Origin of the sequence: Listeria grayi, assembly GCF_900638015.1 — a bacterium.
Taxonomy (GTDB): domain Bacteria; phylum Bacillota; class Bacilli; order Lactobacillales; family Listeriaceae; genus Listeria; species Listeria grayi.
Map to the genome: position 1 here is coordinate 1,373,241 of NZ_LR134483.1, position 15,418 is coordinate 1,388,658.

16 protein-coding genes are annotated in these 15,418 nt (G+C 41.2%); 4 read left to right on the plus strand and 12 right to left on the minus strand.

The features are described 5' to 3' along the window. Positions 1–11: 11 nt before the first annotated feature. The 3 genes from EL241_RS13645 to EL241_RS06665 form a co-directional block, all read right to left on the minus strand. Positions 12–875, minus strand: coding sequence for an ABC transporter permease (locus tag EL241_RS13645; protein WP_036104122.1), 864 nt, complete (start codon positions 873–875; stop codon positions 12–14). Further along, positions 872–2,086 (minus strand): quaternary amine ABC transporter ATP-binding protein, encoded by a 1,215-nt coding sequence (locus EL241_RS06660; RefSeq protein ID WP_036104119.1) that lies wholly within the window; start codon positions 2,084–2,086, stop codon positions 872–874. The genes EL241_RS13645 and EL241_RS06660 overlap by 4 nt, the downstream gene beginning before the upstream one ends. A 164-nt stretch (positions 2,087–2,250) precedes the next feature. After that, a complete protein-coding gene (locus EL241_RS06665; protein WP_036104115.1) occupies positions 2,251–2,688 on the minus strand; it encodes a universal stress protein in 438 nt (145 codons plus the stop codon). Positions 2,689–2,911: 223 nt separating this feature from the next. On the opposite strand from EL241_RS06665, the gene EL241_RS06670 reads away from it, so the two are divergent. Next, positions 2,912–4,309: a 6-phospho-beta-glucosidase gene (locus tag EL241_RS06670; protein WP_126320441.1), complete on the plus strand. Its 1,398-nt coding sequence runs from the start codon at positions 2,912–2,914 to the stop codon at positions 4,307–4,309. A 31-nt stretch (positions 4,310–4,340) separates the two neighbouring features. Here the strand turns inward: EL241_RS06670 and EL241_RS06675 are convergent, their stop codons facing one another. Next, positions 4,341–5,009, minus strand: coding sequence for an ArsR/SmtB family transcription factor (locus EL241_RS06675; RefSeq protein WP_052009084.1), 669 nt, complete (start codon positions 5,007–5,009; stop codon positions 4,341–4,343). Between the two features lie 81 nt (positions 5,010–5,090). On the opposite strand from EL241_RS06675, the gene EL241_RS06680 reads away from it, so the two are divergent. Then, positions 5,091–5,684: a flavin reductase family protein gene (locus EL241_RS06680; protein WP_036104112.1), complete on the plus strand. Its 594-nt coding sequence runs from the start codon at positions 5,091–5,093 to the stop codon at positions 5,682–5,684. 7 nt (positions 5,685–5,691) lie between these two features. Here EL241_RS06680 and EL241_RS06685 read toward each other — a convergent pair whose 3' ends face one another. The 3 genes from EL241_RS06685 to murB are packed head-to-tail and all read right to left on the minus strand — an operon-like array spanning position 5,692 to position 8,139. Continuing rightward, positions 5,692–6,144: a GNAT family N-acetyltransferase gene (locus tag EL241_RS06685; RefSeq protein WP_036104109.1), complete on the minus strand. Its 453-nt coding sequence runs from the start codon at positions 6,142–6,144 to the stop codon at positions 5,692–5,694. Positions 6,145–6,187: 43 nt separating this feature from the next. Then, positions 6,188–7,219, minus strand: a complete 1,032-nt coding sequence (locus EL241_RS06690) for an AI-2E family transporter (RefSeq protein ID WP_003755892.1) — start codon at positions 7,217–7,219, stop codon at positions 6,188–6,190. Continuing rightward, positions 7,216–8,139 (minus strand): UDP-N-acetylmuramate dehydrogenase, encoded by a 924-nt coding sequence (gene murB, locus EL241_RS06695; protein WP_003755890.1) that lies wholly within the window; start codon positions 8,137–8,139, stop codon positions 7,216–7,218. Before murB ends, EL241_RS06690 begins: the two co-directional genes overlap by 4 nt. A 207-nt stretch (positions 8,140–8,346) precedes the next feature. Here murB and EL241_RS06700 point away from each other — a divergent pair, with 207 nt between their 5' ends. After that, positions 8,347–9,330, plus strand: a complete 984-nt coding sequence (locus EL241_RS06700) for an ABC transporter ATP-binding protein (protein ID WP_036104103.1) — start codon at positions 8,347–8,349, stop codon at positions 9,328–9,330. Beyond that, positions 9,327–10,841: an ABC transporter permease/substrate-binding protein gene (locus EL241_RS06705; protein WP_036104100.1), complete on the plus strand. Its 1,515-nt coding sequence runs from the start codon at positions 9,327–9,329 to the stop codon at positions 10,839–10,841. The genes EL241_RS06700 and EL241_RS06705 overlap by 4 nt, the downstream gene beginning before the upstream one ends. Positions 10,842–10,877: 36 nt before the next feature. Here EL241_RS06705 and EL241_RS06710 read toward each other — a convergent pair whose 3' ends face one another. The 5 genes from EL241_RS06710 to EL241_RS06730 all read right to left on the minus strand — a co-directional run bounded on the left by EL241_RS06710 (position 10,878) and on the right by EL241_RS06730 (position 15,305). Next, positions 10,878–11,708, minus strand: coding sequence for a hypothetical protein (locus tag EL241_RS06710; RefSeq protein WP_003755885.1), 831 nt, complete (start codon positions 11,706–11,708; stop codon positions 10,878–10,880). A 160-nt stretch (positions 11,709–11,868) separates the two neighbouring features. After that, the gene (locus EL241_RS06715) at positions 11,869–12,540 is read right to left on the minus strand and encodes an ABC transporter permease (RefSeq protein WP_003755883.1); all 672 of its coding nucleotides are present in this window, start codon (positions 12,538–12,540) and stop codon (positions 11,869–11,871) included. Further along, positions 12,537–13,463: an osmoprotectant ABC transporter substrate-binding protein gene (locus EL241_RS06720; protein ID WP_003755881.1), complete on the minus strand. Its 927-nt coding sequence runs from the start codon at positions 13,461–13,463 to the stop codon at positions 12,537–12,539. Before EL241_RS06720 ends, EL241_RS06715 begins: the two co-directional genes overlap by 4 nt. A 15-nt stretch (positions 13,464–13,478) precedes the next feature. Continuing rightward, positions 13,479–14,132 carry an ABC transporter permease gene (locus tag EL241_RS06725; protein WP_003755880.1) on the minus strand — a complete coding sequence of 218 codons (654 nt, stop codon included), beginning with the start codon at positions 14,130–14,132 and terminating at the stop codon, positions 13,479–13,481. Between the two features lie 3 nt (positions 14,133–14,135). Then, positions 14,136–15,305, minus strand: coding sequence for a betaine/proline/choline family ABC transporter ATP-binding protein (locus EL241_RS06730; RefSeq protein ID WP_003755878.1), 1,170 nt, complete (start codon positions 15,303–15,305; stop codon positions 14,136–14,138). Between the last annotated feature and the right edge of the window lie 113 nt (positions 15,306–15,418).

Genomic DNA, 15,418 nt, shown 5'->3' on the forward strand with positions numbered 1-15,418 from the left:
TAACAAACTCCTTATTGGTTTTTTGTCTTCCGTTTGCGTGTGTTCAAATATTGTGTGAAGCGGTCCATGATGATGGCTAAGATAACAAGTGATACGCCGGCAACGAAGCCATTTCCGACTTGGGCGCGTTGCAATGCCTGTAGTACTTGTCGTCCTAAACCAGGTGCACCGATCATTGAGGCGATAACTACCATCGATAATGCCAGCATGACGGTTTGATTGATTCCCGCCATGATTGTTGATTTCGCGATTGGCAGCTCCACCTTGATCAGCTTTTGCCATCCTGTTGTTCCGTAAGAGTCAGAGGCTTCCACTAATTCAACCGGCACTTGCCGGATACCGAGATTCGTAAAGCGCACAGTTGGCGGTAATGCGAAGATCACGGAAGCAAATACACCTGGAACAACTCCAATGCCGAAAAAGGCGACGGCTGGAATCAAGTATACAAATCCCGGCATCGTCTGCATAAAGTCTAAGATCGGTTTGATAATACTTTCTGCGATCTTGCTCTTCGACATCCAGACACCTACGGGAACACCAATAATAATCGCAACTAAACTGGAGACGATTACTAAGGTGATCGTATTGACAAGTGCGTCCCATAATTCTTGGTCACGAATAAATAATAGCCCAATAATCACAAACGCGGTCAAGCCGATTTTTTTACCAGAAATAAAAAAGGCTAATACGGCAAGGATCAAAATAAATACGAGCGGCGGGATCAATCCCAATAAGTACGTAATATTGTCCATTAGTCCCTGCCCGATCGTTTGGAAAAAATCGAAGAAGGATGCGAAGTTCGTTGTCATCCAATCTGTCAAGTTTTCAACGGATTCAGCGACAGGGATCTTTCCTAATACAAATGTAGTTGTCATGATTCAACTCCCTTTCGCGCTTCGCTGTCTGCGGCATTTTCGCTCGTTGCAAGCGCCTCGATCACAATTCCTTTAACAATGACGCCAGCGATCTTTCCTCCATCCAGAACAATGACTGGGGAAGAAACTTGGTGAATGATGTTGAAAATATCATGGAGTTTCATATCTTTTTCAATGGTGGGGATATCTTGTTTGAGGAATTCGCGAAGTTCTTTTTTCTCTTTATTGGCTGTGTAGGCATCTTCGGCAGTAATATAGCCTACTAATTGTTTACTCGCATTTGTTGCGATCAATAGACTAATTTCTTCTTGGCGCATCCGATTGAGTGCTACTCTTGGTCCATCGACATCTATATTGATTGTCACTGCTGGAATCATAATGTTCTCTGCTGTCAAAATACGGGATTTATCAATATCTTCAATAAAACTTTCGACATAGTCATTTGCCGGGTTCGTCAATATTTCTTCACCCGTTCCGATCTGAACGATTTCTCCGTCCTTCATCAATGCAATTCGGTCCCCGATCCGCAATGCTTCGTTCAGATCGTGGGTGATGAAAATAATCGTCTTTTTAAGCTGATCTTGGATGTTGAGCAGTTCGGTCTGCATTTCTCTTCTTATCAAAGGATCCAATGCAGAAAAAGCTTCATCCATCAAAAGGATTTCTGGATCATTGGCGATTGCTCTTGCCAATCCTACGCGCTGTTGCATACCTCCTGAAAGCTGATTCGGATACTGATTCTGATAATCCAGTAGTCCAGAGTTTTGCAAAGCACCTCTTGCTTTCTCGATGCGTTCCTTCTTCCCAATGCCACGTGCTTCCAAGCCGAATTCCGTGTTCTCCAAAATCGTGCGATGCGGGAATAATCCGAAATTCTGGAAGACCATGCTCATTTTCTGCCTGCGGATCTGCAATAATTCTTTCTTACTGACAGAGGAAATGTCCGCATTGTCAATAAAAACATGGCCATTTGTCGGGAAAATCAATCGGTTCAATAACCGAATCAATGTGGATTTCCCACTTCCTGAAAGTCCCATGATGACAAATATTTCTCCCTCTTCCACTTCAAAGCTGACATCGTATACACCAACGGATGCACCTGTCTCTTTCAAAATTTCTGATTTCGACTTTTTGGCCTGGATCATTTCCAGTGCCTGCTTTTTACGCTTGCCGAAAATCTTAGTTAGATGTTCTACTTTTATTTTAGTCAACTTAGCTATCCTCCTTTTCTAAAGAAACAACTTCTTTTTTACAATAAGTTGCCTCTTAACAGACAATCCAATACTATCATCTGAGTTGTATGTTGTCAAACAGCTTTTTGTTTTTGCATACAAAAAAAGCGTTTCCTAATGAAACGCTGTTGCTAGCATTTGTATCATTTTTTGATGATAAAGACATCGCATGGAGCTGTTCGGGTAACATAGTCCGTGACGCTTCCTAAAAGAGCCTGCTCTGCCTGCGTTAATCCAGTAGCTCCCACAACGAGCAGATCGGCTTGGAAATTTTTTAATATTTTACGGACTAATGTAGATTTAGGGGTTCCAAAATGGACGAAGGTTTCGATATGTTGGACGCCAAAGCGAAGCGCTTCTTGCTTATAGATCTCTACCAACTCTTCGCCGTACGCCTTTGCTTTCTTTGCATATGTTTGTTCATAATCGATCAACGGAGCGATTCTGCGAACATCTGCAACAAAACCAATTCCCAGTACAGCATCCTCTTCTGCTTTGACAAATTGTACCGCACGTCTGAAAGCTGCTTCTGCTTCATTAGACCCGTCAACACCAACTAAGATACGTTTATAAAGAAACATCTTCCCCCACCCTTTCCCATTACTAAAATAACTTTCCATTCTCCATATACCCTTTTTTCATTGTTTAAGACCAATCAGATCGAAACAGAATCGAATGGCTTTATTCCAAATGTTTGAAACATGTTTCAACTTGTCGGAAAAGCGTTTACAGTGTGGTACCCTAGTGCTATATTTAACTAGAAAATTGCTAGAGAAGTAGACAAACGAGAGGAGCACGAAAATAGTGGACAAAAAATTTTTATGGGGCGGCGCAGTAGCTGCTCATCAAATCGAGGGTGCTTGGAATATAGACGGAAAAGGCCCCAGTATTGCAGATGTCATGACGGCAGGCGCAAATGGTGTAGCACGCGAGATCACTGACGGCGTGATACCGGGCAAAAACTATCCGAATCATGAGGCAATCGATTTTTATCATCATTATAAAGAAGATATTGCATTATTTGCGAAATTAGGATTAAAATGTTTTCGTACCTCCATTGCCTGGAGCCGGATTTTCCCAAATGGCGACGAAAACGAACCAAATGAAGCGGGCCTTCAATTTTATGATAACTTGTTTGATGAATTGCTAAAATACGATATTGAACCAATTATCACGTTATCTCACTTTGAGATCCCTTATCATCTTTATACCGAATATGGCGGTTTTCGTAATAAAAAATTAATCGACTTTTTTGTGCGCTTTGCAGATGTGGTCATGAATCGCTACAAAGACAAAGTTAAATACTGGATGACATTTAATGAAATCAATAATCAAGCAAATGGATCCGAACGATTACTCAATTGGACAAACTCTGCAGTGCAGATCAAAGACGGCGAAAATGCGGAAGAAATCATTTATCAAGCATCTTTGAACGAACTGATCGCCAGCAGCAAAGTCGTAAAATTAGGTCATAAGATCAATCCGGATTTCCAAATCGGCTGTATGATGGCCTATGTTCCTGTGTATCCATATTCTTGTAAGCCAGAAGATATGTTGGCTTCTGTCAAAGCAATGAACGAACGTTTCTTCTACAATGACATCCATGCCCGGGGCGAGATTCCTGCTTATGCTCTGAATGAATGGAAACGGAAGCAATATCATATCGATTACTCGGAAGAAGAGTTGCAGTCTCTTCGCGAAGGAACAGTCGATTACATTGGCTTCAGTTATTATATGTCGCGTACGGTTGCAGAAGAAAATGGCGAGATCATCACAAAGAAAAATCCATATGTGAAAGCGAGCAACTGGGGTTGGCAAATCGATCCAATCGGCTTGCGTTATACAATGAATGTTGTCTATCAGCGTTATAACCTTCCGCTTTTCATTGTTGAGAATGGTTTCGGCGAATATGATAAAGTCGAAGAAAACGGCGAGATCCATGATGATTATCGCATCAGCTACATGAAAGAACACATTATCCAAATGAAAAAAGCAGTCGAAGAAGATGGTGTAGATCTACTTGGCTATACGCCATGGGGTATCATTGATATCGTCAGCTTCGGGACCGGCGAAATGGAAAAACGCTACGGCTTCATCTATGTAGATAAAGACAATGCCGGTAATGGTACACTAAAACGTTCTGAGAAAAAATCGTTTGGTTGGTATCAGCAAGTGATCGCAAGCAACGGCGAAGAATTATAAAATAAAACGAGGCGCACCATGCGTCTCGTTTTTATATTAAAAATGGAAACCTGTTTCTCCCCTTAACTGAGAGCGTAACAGAGCGATCTGTTGGGTGACTTTCGATCCAGCCGTTATCTCGAAACGTCTGATATATAGCATTGCCAAGTTTTCCAGCAAGGTGGAAATCTCTTTCCGTCCAGTCTAAGCAATCTTTGCATAACGGATCCTGCAGTTTTTCCACCTCGATCCCCCAGTTGCGGAAAAATATCAGGCCTTTTTCGGTAACTATTAAATGTCCTTTTTGACGGGAAATCAGTTGCTGCTCGCATAGATACTTCAGTAGCGCTACTCCTAACTTTCCCGCGAGATGATTATAGCAAGTCCGCGCTTCTATCAGCCGCTCCATTTCCAAACTTTTCATCAAAGTCGTATGTTTTTTTACAGGAGCTAAGATAAGGAGCTGCTCCAATAGACCAGCCAACTGCTCATCCACTAGCCGATAATAACGATATCTCCCCTGCTTATGGGTTTCCAGCCAACCTATTTCCAGTAGCTTTGTCATATGAAAGCTTGCAGTGTTGGTTTTTACTTTGCAGTATTTAGCTAATTCACTGACGGTATGGAAACGACCGTCCATAAGTATTTCCAAAATCGCGATTCGAGTTTGATCATTCAATAATCTAGTAACAGCATAAAGATCTGCCTCTTTGATTTCCAAAAAAAGCCCTCCTTTTGACACTTCGATGTGCATCGATTCATTGAGATGATATGGTTGAGTTAGAAAGTGAGGATGATAGTTATGAAACATCAAGCAGTAAAAGCAAACAGTCTATACTATGGTTTTCCGGTCCTTTTACTAACGACCATTGATCCAATTACCGGCGTAGCCAATATCACCCCTTTGTCTTCTTCATGGACGCTGATCGATAAGATCGTTATCGGGATCGCCCAGCAAAGCCAAGGTTTCCGTAATATTCAGGCCGGATCGCAGGCAGTAATCAATGTGACGGCAAGTCATCAGTGGAACGAGGTCGAAAAAATCGCCCAAAAGACAGGAATGCTTGAAGTGCCGGCGTATAAACAAAAAATGGGCTATACCTATGATGCCGACAAATTTACAACAAGTGGCTTCTCGCCTAAACATATTCCTGATACAGCTGTACCGGCAATTGCTGAGTGCCCGCTGCAAATAGCTGCGGATATCGAAAATATAACGGAGCGAGAGCAGTTCGCGATTGTCGAACTTTCTATCTCGCAGGTCCTAGCTGCTGAATCCATTCTAGATCAAAACGGCCAAATCAATAGCGAGGCTTGGTCGCCGCTGATCTATCAATTCAGAGCTTACAAAGCTGCTGACACCTTGCTTGGTTATAATTTTCGATATAACAAGTAGCTGGTTTCTAAATATTTTTTGCCATTGTATGATCCGTATACTGAAAGCCAGCTTTTTCATAAACATGCACCGCCTGCTTATTATGCGCAAAAACATGTAGGGATAGCTTCACCGCACCTATCTGTTTAGCTCTTTGTTCTAGGCAGGTCATGGCTTCTGAACCATATCCTTTGTTTCGATAATCAGCGATAATCAAGAAGTCATAGATAAATGCTGCTTGGTCTTTGTAATGTAGCCATATGTGACCAATTGGAATATTGGAGCGGTGGATCGTATATAAATACTCGTTAGGTGTATCAATTCCTTGAGGTAATAAATCAGCAAATGCATCGTTTGCTAATCCAATTGCCTCGTCTTTCGTCCAAGTTCCAGCTGTTATTTTATCAGCCGCATAATCAATAACCGCATTTGATAGGTAATTCGTATATTCTTCTCTGGACATTTGTTGTAACGTCAGCATGACGTAGCCTCCTTTTCTGTATGAAAAATGACTTAGGGATGTCCTAAGTCATTTTTTTATTTCCACCAAGCTTTCCTTCCTGCCCTGTCACTTCTAAAACATCTAAGAAGAACATTACCACAGGGATGCCGACAATCAATCCCCATATCCCAAAGAAATGTTCACCGAAAATCAAAATGATGAATGTATAAAATACAGGCAGGTTTGTCTTTGCCGACATCAATTTCGGGTTAAGGATATACGATTCGATCGCGTGGATCACCACGATCAAAATAATCACATAAATAATATATTTGATGCCACCGATCGAAAACCCAACGATTGAAAGCGGGATCAATGATAAAACTACGCCGGCGACAGGTATCAATCCGAGTAAGAAGATCATGATCGATAGTGTAAGCAGTTGCGGGAAGTGAAGGAACCATAAGACGATCGTTGTCAGCACACAGTTGACTAATGCGATCAAAAATTGTGCTTCGATGACTTTTCCGAACGTCCGTACAAATTTCACGCCAAAGAATTTCATTTCTTCATAAATAAAAGCGATCTTGCTCGTTTCAAATTGTTTTGTGAATACTAATAGGTGTTCTCTGCCAAGTGAAAAGAACAGGCTCAACATCAGTGCGATAAAAATGTTCATCATTACCGTTCCCGTGCTTTTCAGCGAACTGAGCAGGAATGTAAAACCTTTATCTGTATATTTGGTGATATTGAAATCATTCCCCATTTTTACGATGTAATCAATGATTTGGTTATTACTTTTAGTTGTAAAGAAAGCATTCCCGAATTTAATCAGCTGATTCAGCTGTTCAATGATGATCGGAACATACTTGACAAGCAGCAACGTCAGACACACAACGATCAGCGCATACAAAATAATAACGATGATCGGTCTGTAGATCGACACGCGTTTTAAAATAAAGTTTTCTAACCGCGTGATCAAATAAGAGAAAATAAAGGTCATCAAAATAATATCAATCATGCTCCTAACTAGATAGAGCACGAATACTAATAGTAAAAACACTAAAACACGTGTAACACTTTTCTGCTTCACAAATCGAATTAAATCATTCACTCATTTGGCCTCTCTTCTCCGATGATTTTAACTTCCGTTTCTAAAATAACGTCAAATTTTTCTTTTATTACTTTTTGAACGTGATGAATGACATCCATATAATCTGTGGCGGTCGCATGATCTACGTTCACGATGAAACCAGCATGCTTTTCGGAAACTTGCGCTCCGCCGATCTGCAAGCCTTGCAAGCCGGCATCTTGAATCAATTTCCCAGCAAAATAACCAGGTGGCCGCTTAAAGACGCTTCCACACGATGGATATTCCAGCGGTTGCTTGGCTTCACGCAGTGCCGTTAATTCGTCCATTTGTGCTCGAATGACAGCCATTTCGGCAAGCTCCAGCTGGAAAACAGCTTCCAAAACTATATAATTTTTATTCGCGATCGTACTGTTCCGATAACTCGCCGTCAAGTCCTCTTTCTCCAAATGAAGCAGGTTCCCAGATTGATCAAGCACCGTTGCTTCCACTAAAACTTGACTGATCTCGCCGCCGTACGCCCCAGCATTCATATAAAGTGCTCCGCCGACTGAACCAGGGATCCCACAGGCAAATTCTAGGCCGCTGAGACTCTCATTGCAGGCAAATTCCGATACAGCAATGATTTTCGCACCACTACCGGCAATGACCTTTGTCCCTTCTCTTTTGATAGAAGAAAGCAAGTCAAAATGAACCACGATCCCTCTGATGCCTCCATCTCGAATAACAAGGTTAGAGCCATTGCCGATGACAGTAAGCGGGACATCATGCTGATCGATCAAGGCAATCAATGCTTTTGCTTCTTCCATATCACGCGGCATCGCAAAAAGATCTGCTTGTCCACCTGTTTTTGTATAACTATATTTAGCCAATGATTCCTTCTCTTTCAAAGGCATTAAAGGAAATTTCGACTGTAGCATTTCCGCAAATTTTTTCATATCCATTTGTTTATTTCAAACCTTTCTTTCTAGTTGCTATGTAGCTTAGTTTATTGTAACATGTAAAATTATAAATAAAAAGAAACATCAATGGTTTACCTCGCGATTCTAGGTGTAAAAACTAAAAAAGAGGGTAAAAGAACGAAGTGACTTACGCGCACGACACGCATTCGTTTTATACGAATAAAATCCATTCCATACAGGAGGTGCAGCATGATTAAATTTGAAGATGTTTCTAAAACCTATAAAGATGGCTTAGAAGCAGTAAAAAACATCAATCTTGATATCAAAGATGGTGAGTTTTTTGTGTTTATTGGTCCTAGTGGCTGCGGAAAAACGACGACACTGAAAATGATCAATCGACTCAATAAACTGACAAAGGGAACCATTTACATAGACGGCAAACGAATCAGTGATTATGATATTCACGAATTACGCTGGAATATCGGATATGTATTGCAGCAAATCGCACTTTTTCCACATATGACTATCGAAGAAAATATCGCGATCGTTCCGGAGTTGAAAAAATGGGATAAGAAAAAAATCCAGGAACGCATCACAGAACTGCTCGACAGCGTTGGCTTAGAACCGGAAAAGTACCGTCACCGCAAGCCAGCAGAATTATCTGGTGGCGAACAGCAACGTGTAGGCGTGGTTCGCGCCCTAGCAGCTGATCCAGATATTATTTTAATGGATGAACCATTCAGCGCGCTTGACCCGATCTCTCGTCAAAAGTTGCAGCAAGATATTTCTGATCTGCAAAAACGAATCAAAAAAACGATTGTGTTTGTTACTCATGATATGCAGGAAGCAATCGCGCTCGGCGATCGGATCTGTTTGATGCAAGATGGCGAAGTAGTACAGATCGACACGCCCGAAGAAATCTTACGTCATCCGGAAAATGAGTTTGTTCGTAATTTCTTGGATTCCGGTAATGCACATAGCCAATCTGTCTTGGGAAGTAGCTATACGGTTCAGGATCTATTAGATGAAAACCTGCATTTATCCTACCAAACAGATGACGGTAGCTTGTATGTGAATGCTTCTGATAGCCTTGATTCACTGATTCAAACTTTAGCAGACACAAAATCGATTCCTGTAAAAGATGCAGACGGCAATTTTATTGCCACTGTTACAAATCAGCACGTCTTGCGCTTCCTATCGATCGTGATGGAAAGGCAAGGTGAGCATGTATGAATAGCTTTTTAAATACGTTAGCGGATCGTAAAGGAGAGCTTCTGACAGCATTACTCCAACATGTGCAGATCTCCTTCATTGCTCTTTTTATTGCTGTTATCATTGCTTTGCCGTTAGGAATCTATCTAGCACGGCATCAGCGAATCGCAGAACCAATCATTCAAGTAGCAGCGATTTTGCAAACGATTCCCTCGCTTGCTCTGTTAGGTCTATTGATTCCATTAGTCGGCATCGGCATTTTACCAGCCATCATTGCGCTGTTCATTTACGCGCTACTACCGATTTTACGAAACACATATACCGGGATCAAAGAAGTCGACCCGGCGCTTGTCGAAGCCAGTGAAGCAATGGGGATGAACCGTAGTAAACGGTTGTTCAAAGTTCAGCTGCCCCTTGCAATGCCCGTTATTATGGCCGGTATCCGCACAGCGATGGTACTCATCATCGGGACTGCTACACTTGCTGCCTTGATTGGCGCTGGTGGCCTTGGGGATTTGATCTTACTTGGTATTGACCGTAATGACAACTATCTGATCCTCCTCGGTGCGATCCCGGCAGCTTTACTAGCAATCGTTTTTGACGCGATTTTGCGTTATTTAGAACGTGCTTCTTTCAAAAGTACCATTATTACAGTAATTGTTGCAGTCCTATTAGCTGCTTCTGTCATCGCGATCCCCTATTTTTCCGGACAAAAGAAAGAAATTACGATTGCCGGCAAATTAGGCGCGGAACCAGAGATCTTGATCAACATGTATAAATATGTGATTGAAGACGAAACGGATCTGAAGGTGAATGTCAAACCGAACATGGGTAAAACAAGCTTCTTGTTTAATGCACTCAAATCCGGAAATATCGACATTTATCCAGAATTTACCGGAACAGTCTTAGAAACTTTCTTACAGGAAAAAGCAAAATCACGGGACGAAAAAGCAGTATATGAACAAGCACGAGATGGGATCGCCAAGAAATACGATATGACTTATTTGCCTCCAATGAAATATAATAATACGTATGCACTAGCCATCTCTCCTAAATTTGCCAAAGCTAATAAGATCGAGAATATCAGTGATCTAGAAAATGTAACGGATCAACTGAAGGTCGGATTCACACTCGAATTCAAAGATCGCGGCGATGGTTATAAAGGGATCGAAAAATTATACGGCATCCACTTCCCTAATATCAAAACGATGGAGCCGAAATTGCGCTACAATGCCTATAAGCAAGGCGACATCAACTTACTGGATGCTTATTCTACGGATAGCGAGATCAGACAATACAAACTAAAAGTACTACAAGACGATAAGCACCTCTTCCCTCCTTATCAAGGAGCACCATTGATGCTTACGAAGACGATCAAAAAATATCCAGAACTCAAAAAACCATTGTCCAAACTCAGCAATATCATTACAGACGATGAGATGCGTCAAATGAATTATGAAGTCAATGTGAATGGAAAATCTGCCAAAGAAGTGGCAAAAAACTTTCTTGAGAAAAAAGGGATTATCAAATAGAACATAAAAAACGCTCTGCACTTGGCAGAGCGTTTTTTATTTGCGAACTAATGCTTTTACTTTCGCGATATCCGGTTTATAGAACTTCACGTAATTACCGAATTCTTTTTGGAACTCGGAGATTCGGGCTGCCTTAGAACGTTCCTTATCCAGCATTAAGTTTTCCTCTAAACGAGGGACTAATGAAAGGATATGATCAAAAACAAGGCCAGCGTTGGTATCACTAAGTAGCGTCAGCAACTTATTAAGCTCTCGTCGCTTGGCAGCCGGCAGTTGTTTTTGTTGCTCTGCGGTCCACTTTTGCAATGCTTTGCGCAAGGAGCGGTAATCCTGCAAGTAAATACTTTGCGCATAAGCAGAAGTACCAAAAGCAATTGCCAAGTCTTCAGCTGCTTCCCAATCTTCACTGGTGATCTTTTGTTGCAGTTTTATTTTTTCATTTAATAAGGAAATATCTTCTTGATAGACATCCATTTTACATTGCTGCTGATCAAACACATGTAGCATCGTCTTTAAGGCATCCGCTTTTGGCTGGATTTTTTCATCAAAAAGCACTTGTTCTTCTAAGATCGCGGATTGAACTTCGATTTTTTCTGCGATACTACTGTCTTTTTCTTTTACAAGAGCCAAACGCTTCCGCAAGTATTCAAAGTAAAAGTAATATTTTTGAAGTTGGAATAATATTGCTTCTGTTTCTTTTTCATCGGCAGTCTTCCCTGATTCATGTTGGATCACAATGCCACTGATTTTACCTAAGGTCGTATAAATAGTGACTTGATAGCCACCATTATCTGTGTAGAGTAGATATGGCAAAGTATGCTGTTGTTCTAATAATTTTTTCGCTTGTTTCGGCAACCGGTAGGTCATCTCATCATCACTCCTATGCGAAGCTATTTATACTCTTATTATAAAGGAAAAAAATGAAAATTTCGAGAGAAAGTCATAAGAATCTTACTTAGTTTACATAATATTATTATGTTATTCAAAAGAAAAGGAAGTGGTTTTAACCACTCCCTGTTTGAAACTATTATAGAACTTCCTGCATTTTTTTCTTCTTCGTTTTCACGGGGCTAAGAGCACGCTCTAGCCATCCTAACAGCAAGTCGGTAATAATGGCCATCAATGCTGTTGGAAGTGCGCCTGCGAGGATGATCGCCGTTCCGTTGGTAGCATTTGTACCGCGAACGATGATATCCCCTAATCCACCCGCACCGATAAATGTACCGATCGCTGCGACACCAATTGCAACTACAAGTGCATTTCTAATACCAGCCATCATAACGGATAAAGCAAGCGGCAGTTCGATCATCCGCAATACTTGGAATTTCGTCATCCCCATAGCTTTTCCGGATTCTAATAGCGCATTATCAACGTTTTGGATACCGGTATAGGTGTTTTTAAGTATTGGCAACAAGGAGTACAAGAAGAGTGCTACCACTACCGTTGTTGTTCCGAGACCCATAATCAGCATTAGCACTGCTAACATTGCTAGTGCCGGGATCGTTTGGATGATATTAGCAAATTGGATCACCCAGTTTGCCAGCCTTTTATGTCTAGCAATGTAGATGCCTACTGGAATGGCTATGATCGCGGCAAATAAGACACCGTAAATACTCATTAGAAAGTGACGCCAGAATTCAAATGCGACATATGATCCATTCGTTTGGTAATAATCGATCAGTTGTTGTAAAGTATTCATTTGTTATTGCCCCCTTCCTTGTCAAAGTAATTGTTTTTCTCTAAAAACTCTTTTGCGACAACGGAAGGTTCTTTTAATTTGCCATCTGCTTCATAATTCAAGCGCTGCATTTCTTCAGTAGAGATCTTACCTTTCAACTTGTTGATGATCTTGGTCAGTTCAGGATGTTTTTTCAAGATCTTGTCGCTTGCCATTGCCGAAGCATCATATGGCGGGAAGAAATGTTTGTCGTCGTTCAACATTTTCAAATGATAGGTCGGGATACGTCCGTCTGTCGAATAACCCAATGCAACATCCATTTGATTATTCTTGAGCGCGGTGTAGATCAAACCGATCTGCATGGGGAAAATCCGTTTGAAAGAAATATTGTAGGTTTTCGAAAAACCTTGATAGCCATCCCCTTTACGGTCGATCCATGAGTTATCGACACCTGCTACTAAATCACTTTGATGTTTTTGCATATCACTTACATTTTTTAAATTATATTTTTCTGCAGTATCTTTTCGTACTAAGAATGCATAGGTATTAGCGAAGCCATAAGAATCAAACCATGTTTGATGACGTTCTTTAAAGCCTTTTTTTACGGCTGCTAATGCTTTTTTAGGATCACTGATCGGTTCTAGTCCAAGCGCTGCTATGTCTGTACCGGTATATCTCGTTGCGGATATATCGATGTCACCTGAGCTCATCGCTTGCTGCTGAACGATGGAAGAACCTAAGTTATTGACAATATCTACTTTTAAATCCGAATCATGTTCGATCAATTGGCTTAAAATATTAGTGATGATCTGTGATTCGGTGGTGCTCATCGCACCTACTTTGATCGTATCTTTTGAACCACCGCCGAGCCCCGGTAAGGAACAACCAGTTAAAAGGACGGCGATCAGCATGATGGGTATGATTGATCGTTTTATAATCTTCATTTTATCTGCCTCCTCCTACCTATTATCCCTGGACTCACGAATTGCCTTCGGTGTCATTCGGTATTCTAATTTTCCAAGTGCAAATTCCACGAGCAATGCCAAAATCGTAACCGGTATGGCACCGCCGAGAATAAGATCCGGACGATATAGATTCAAACCATTGAAAATGAAATCACCAAGACCGCCAGCGCCTATGTAAGATGCAAGCGTTGCCCAAGCAATAATATATACTGCAGATAAACGAATCCCAGCCATAATAACGGAAATAGAATTCGGGATCTCCACATTGACGATCAGCTGCCAGTTAGTCATTCCCATTCCTTTACCTGATTCGATCAAATTCTTGTCGACGCCCTTGACACCGATAAATGTATTTCGCAAGATCGGCAATAAAGCGTAAATAAATAGGGAAACGACTGCCGGTAATGTCCCTACACCCAAGAATGGAATGATGAAAGCCAGGATCGCTAAGGATGGAACTGTTTGCAAGACACTGACGATTCCGATGACTATATTTGCTAATTTTGGCGAGCGTGTCAACATAATCCCGACTGGAACTGCGATCACAATCGCAAGCAAAACTGCTAATAAGGAGATATAGAGATGCTGCCATGTTTGCACAAGCAGACTATGGCCGTTTTCGCGAAAGAAACCAAAAAATGAATCCATTCTTTATTCCCCCTCACTTGTTACTGGAGAGGCATCCTTTGCTTCTGGAATTTCTACTTCTCCCCAAATAGAATCGTAAACAATGTCGACAAGACTTGCTCTCGTTACGATCCCGACCAGTTTTTTCTCATTATCTACAACTGGAACATATTTATAACCGCGTTTCAAGATACGTTGGATCGTATCACGTACTAATGTATCTTCCGTCACAGAGAATACATCTCTTTCCATGATATCGATAACCGATGTAGCTGTGCGACGATTATTATTGATTGCTTCAACGTCGATAAAGCCTTTTAAGTTATGCCGATCATCGACAACAAGTAAGGTATCGACCCGTTTGTCTTTCATGATTTGGATGGCTGCTTGAAGCGATTTATCCGCAGTGATCGAGATCGCATTCGGATTCATGATCTGACCTACTTGCGTCACGTCTGGTCTTGCCTCGATCAAACGTTCTTTCCCGATAAAATCTGCTACAAAGTCTGTAGCCGGATTACGCAATATCTCGTCCGGTGTATCGAATTGGATGATTTCTCCGCTATGCATGATAACAATACGGTCTGCTAATTTCAATGCTTCATCCATATCATGGGTAACAAAAATAATCGTTTTGCCGAGTTCGCGCTGTAAGTTTTTGAATTGTTCTTGCAAGGCATCTCGAGTGATCGGGTCAAGTGCTCCAAATGGTTCATCCATCAAGATCAAGTCTTGATCCGCTGCTAATGCTCTGAGCACACCGATCCGTTGTTGCTGTCCGCCACTTAGTTCATACGGATAACGATCCAAGAATTCTTCTGGTAGATCCACCAATTTGATAAGTTCCTGAGCACGTTCCCGTTTCTTTTCTTCCGACCATTTCAAAAGTTTTGGTACCAGCACAATGTTTTCTTGGATCGTCATGTGCGGCATGAGACCGATCTGTTGGATAACATAGCCGATCGAGCGTCTTAATTTCACCGGATCTTCCTCAAAAATATTTTTGTCATTGATCCAGATTTTTCCTTCTGTCGGTTCGATTAGTCGATTGATCATTTTCATTGTCGTTGTTTTACCACAACCACTAGGTCCAATAAAGCAAATAAATTCACCTTTCTCAATCTCGATGTTCAAATCATTTACCGCTTTTTTACCACCTTTGTATGTTTTTGATACGTGTTCAAATTTTAACACGCCCTACACCTCCCAAGGTCATTTTCTATATAAAACTAAACTACTCTCCCTTAACATGCCCTACTTTCCCCATTTCTAAACAAAAAGGAAAGCTTATTGTGTTTTTATTTTAC

Coding starts and splice junctions, on each gene's coding strand:
- EL241_RS13645 (WP_036104122.1), bottom strand. CDS start 875: ATGACAACTACATTTGTATTAGGAAAGATCCCTGTCGCTGAATCCGTT.
- EL241_RS06665 (WP_036104115.1), bottom strand. CDS start 2,688: ATGTTTCTTTATAAACGTATCTTAGTTGGTGTTGACGGGTCTAATGAA.
- EL241_RS06680 (WP_036104112.1), top strand. CDS start 5,091: ATGAAACATCAAGCAGTAAAAGCAAACAGTCTATACTATGGTTTTCCG.
- EL241_RS06685 (WP_036104109.1), bottom strand. CDS start 6,144: ATGCTGACGTTACAACAAATGTCCAGAGAAGAATATACGAATTACCTA.
- murB (WP_003755890.1), bottom strand. CDS start 8,139: ATGGATATGAAAAAATTTGCGGAAATGCTACAGTCGAAATTTCCTTTA.
- EL241_RS06700 (WP_036104103.1), top strand. CDS start 8,347: ATGATTAAATTTGAAGATGTTTCTAAAACCTATAAAGATGGCTTAGAA.
- EL241_RS06705 (WP_036104100.1), top strand. CDS start 9,327: ATGAATAGCTTTTTAAATACGTTAGCGGATCGTAAAGGAGAGCTTCTG.
- EL241_RS06710 (WP_003755885.1), bottom strand. CDS start 11,708: ATGACCTACCGGTTGCCGAAACAAGCGAAAAAATTATTAGAACAACAG.
- EL241_RS06715 (WP_003755883.1), bottom strand. CDS start 12,540: ATGAATACTTTACAACAACTGATCGATTATTACCAAACGAATGGATCA.
- EL241_RS06720 (WP_003755881.1), bottom strand. CDS start 13,463: ATGAAGATTATAAAACGATCAATCATACCCATCATGCTGATCGCCGTC.
- EL241_RS06725 (WP_003755880.1), bottom strand. CDS start 14,132: ATGGATTCATTTTTTGGTTTCTTTCGCGAAAACGGCCATAGTCTGCTT.